The 3,364-nt window shown below is 73.8% G+C and carries 4 protein-coding genes; 2 read left to right on the top strand and 2 right to left on the bottom strand.

Annotated elements, in window-relative coordinates; all coding sequences use genetic code 11:
- Together ACXJKL_RS17625 and ACXJKL_RS17620 are read right to left on the bottom strand one after the other, a co-directional pair.
- The coding region (locus ACXJKL_RS17625) for an alcohol dehydrogenase catalytic domain-containing protein (protein ID WP_457208312.1) at positions 1-416 on the bottom strand (416 nt) is incomplete at its 3' end.
- Positions 417-531: 115 nt separating this feature from the next.
- Entirely contained in the window at positions 532-1,032 is a 501-nt protein-coding gene (locus ACXJKL_RS17620; protein ID WP_457208311.1) for a hemerythrin domain-containing protein, read from the bottom strand.
- A gap of 130 nt (positions 1,033-1,162) precedes the next feature.
- Between ACXJKL_RS17620 and ACXJKL_RS17615 the strand changes: the two genes are divergently transcribed.
- Together ACXJKL_RS17615 and ACXJKL_RS17610 are read left to right on the top strand one after the other, a co-directional pair.
- Entirely contained in the window at positions 1,163-2,551 is a 1,389-nt protein-coding gene (locus tag ACXJKL_RS17615) for an NAD(P)/FAD-dependent oxidoreductase (protein ID WP_457208310.1), read from the top strand.
- Between the two features lie 27 nt (positions 2,552-2,578).
- The coding region (locus ACXJKL_RS17610; protein WP_457208309.1) for an amidohydrolase at positions 2,579-3,364 on the top strand (786 nt) is incomplete at its 3' end.

Raw genomic sequence — 3,364 nt, 5'->3', positions numbered from 1 at the left:
TAGTCGGCGTCGACGACGACGTGGGTGGAGTAGCCACCCTGGGTGACGGTGCCGTCACGGTCCTCGGCGCCGTAGGTCCCGACCATGCCCTCGACGCAGTACTGCTCGTYGCCGGCCCTGCAGTTGACGCACTGGCCGCACGAGTTGACCATGCAGCCGACGCCGACGGTGTCGCCGGCCTGGTGGCGCGTCACGTCGGAGCCGACCTCGGTGACGGTGCCGACGATCTCGTGGCCGGGGGCGAGGGGGTAGGACTGGGGACCCCAGTCGCCGCGCACGGTGTGGATGTCGGAGTGGCAGATGCCGGCGTGCGTGATCTCGATCAGCACGTCGCGGGGACCCACCTCGCGGCGCTGGATCTGGGTGCGGACGAGGGCTTCGCCCTCTGCGGGGGCTGCGAATGCGGTGACCTGCATGGTGCTCCTTCGATGTGGGACAAGGTGTCTCGTCGGGGCCAACGCGGCCCGGCGCAGATTCATGCCCGGTGAGGGGGGTAGAAGCAGTGCCCCCCTCGCCGAGGGGTCCTCACGGTCAGTCGAGGACGGCGTCGATCGTCTTCTTCAGCGCGCTCGGCTGGGAGGGGCGGGTGGGGGCCTTCTTGCGGGCGGCGAGCAGGTCCTCGCCGATCTCCTGCAGCGCGGTGCGACCGAGACCCTCGCGGACCTTGGGGAACCAGTCCTGCTCCTCCTCCTCCATGTGGTGGGTGACGTTCTCGATGARGACGGTCGTCTTGGCGTCGAAGCGCTCGTCGGTGGGCTTCATCGCGGAGAGCTCCATCACGAGCACGTCGGCGACGTGGTGCTCCTCGTACGACTCCAGGACGTCGTCCTCGAGCTCCGGCAGCAGCTCGCGCACCCGCGGGTACATGACCTCGTTCTCGATGTAGGTGTGCACCGTGAGGAGCTCGATGATCTTGTCGACCAGCTGGCCCTTGCGGGTGGTCGCGTTCTCGCCGGCCTCGGTGAACTGGCGGAAGACCTTCCGGATCTCCTGGTGGTCGTCCTTGAGCTGGACGATGGCGTCGTGGGACATCTGTGCCTCCTGGGGGTTCGGGTTGTCCTGCGGGACGTACCCGGGATCATCGCCCGTACCCGCGATCGGGCGCTCCGGTGACCCTTGTCACCTCTGGCGGGGCGGCCGGCGAGGTGTCATCGTCGTCCCCGTGCAGCATGCGGGAGCGGGACCGACCAACGGCGGGGTGTCGTTCTGGTGGCGCCAGGTCGGTACGCCGCCGCCCCGCCCGCCGCTGCCGGGCTCCACCGACGCGGACGTGTGCATCGTCGGCGCCGGCTACACCGGGCTGTGGACGGCCTACCACCTGAAGCGGGACCGGCCTGACCTGCGCGTCGTGGTCCTCGAGGCCCGCTTCGCCGGCTTCGGTGCCTCGGGCCGCAACGGCGGCTGGCTGACCAACAGCGTCACCGGCGGTCGGGAGCAGTACGTCGTCCGCGGCGATCGGCGGCCAGCCGTCGCCCATCAGCGGGCGCTGAACGCGTCGGTGTCCGACGTCATCGCGATCGCGGAGCGGGAGGGCATCGAGGCCGACATCACCCGGGGCGGCGAGCTCGAGGTCGCCCGCAACGCCCCGCAGCTCGCCCGCCTGCGTGCCCGGGCGGCGGTCGAGGCGACCTGGCCGGACACCGACACCGTGCTGCTCGACGCCGACCGGACCGCGGCCCGGGTCGACGTCGGCGGCGCCGTCGGCGGCCTCTGGCACCCCCACTGCGCCACGCTGCACCCGGCGAAGCTCGTCGTCGGGCTGGCGCGGGCGGTGGAGCGGCTGGGCGTGACCATCCACGAGGACACCGTGGTGACGGCGATCGAGGAGGGCCGGGCCCGGACCGCGCGCGGCGACGTCCGTGCCCGCCATGTCATCCGGGCCACCGAGGGATTCACCCCCGCCCTGCGCGGCGAGCGCCGGACCCTGCTGCCGATGAACTCCACCCTCGTGGTCACCKAGCCGCTGCCGGCCGACGTGTGGGACCGGATCGGCTGGACCGGCCGGGAGGCGCTCGGGGACGCCGCCCACGCCTACGTCTACGCGCAGCGCACGGCCGACGACCGGATCGCCTTCGGCGGCCGCGGCGTGCCCTACCGCTACGGGTCGCGCACCGACACCGACGGCGCCACCCAGCCGGCGACCGTCGCCGCCCTGACTGCGCTGCTGCGCACCTTCTTCCCCGACACCCGCGACGCCGAAATCGACCACGCCTGGTGCGGCGTGCTGGGCGTGCCCCGGGACTGGTCGGCCTCCGTCGGCCTCGACCCGCGCACCGGGCTGGGCTGGGCCGGCGGCTACGTCGGGACGGGGGTCACCGCCACCCACCTCGCCGGGCGGACCCTGGCCGACCTGGTCCTGGGTCATGACACGGAGCTGACGCGCCTGCCGTGGGTCGGGCACCGGGCCCGCCGCTGGGAGCCCGAGCCGCTGCGCTGGCTCGGCGTGCAGGCGCTCTACCGTGCCTACCACGCGGCCGACCGGCAGGAGGCCGCCGGCCGCACGACAACCTCGCCCCTGGCCCGCGCCGCCGACGTCGTCGCCGGCCGCTGACGCACCCGCCCGACGGTCGGACCGCCCATGGACGCCGTTCCACCCGCCGACCTGCTCCTGCGCGACGCCCCGACGTACCGGGACGGACGCTGGGACGGCGACTGCCTCGCCGTGCGCGACGGACTCATCGCCGGCGTCGGCAGCCACGACGACCTCGCCCACCTCGTCGGCCCCCGCACCCGGGTCGAGAGCCACGCCGGGCGCTGGCTGCTGCCGGCCTTCCACGACTCCCACGTCCACCCGGTGCAGGCCGGCCTCGAGCTCGACCTGTGCAACCTCACCGACCTCGGTACCGCCGAGGACTACCTCGAGCGGATCGCGTCGTACGCCGCCGCGCACCCGGACCGCCCCTGGGTCACCGGCGGCGGTTGGTCGATGGATGCGTTCCCTGGCGGGGTCCCCACCGCCGTCCAGCTCGACCGCGTCTGCCCCGACCGGCCGGTGTTCCTGCCGAACCGCGACCACCACTCGGCGTGGGTCAACACCCGGGCCCTCGAGCTGGCCGGCATCGACGCCCGCACCGCCGACCCCGCCGACGGGCGGATCGAGCGGGGCCCGGGCGGCGAGCCCACCGGGGCCCTGCACGAGGGGGCCATGGAGCTGGTCGGCGCCCTCACGCCCAGGCCGACCGAGGGCGAGCTGATGTCCGGCCTGCTGGCCGCGCAGCGGCACCTGCACTCGCGCGGGATCGTCGGCTGGCAGGACGCCCTGGTCGGCGACGGCCTCGGGATGCCCGACACCCTGGACACCTACCTGGCCGCGCAGGCCTCCGGACGCCTCACCGCCAAGGTGGTGCTGGCCCTGTGGTGGGAC

The organism is Nocardioides sp. P5_C9_2, from assembly GCF_054049555.1.
Note: the sequence above shows the minus strand (reverse complement) of the source record. Positions and strands in the feature narration are given on the sequence as shown.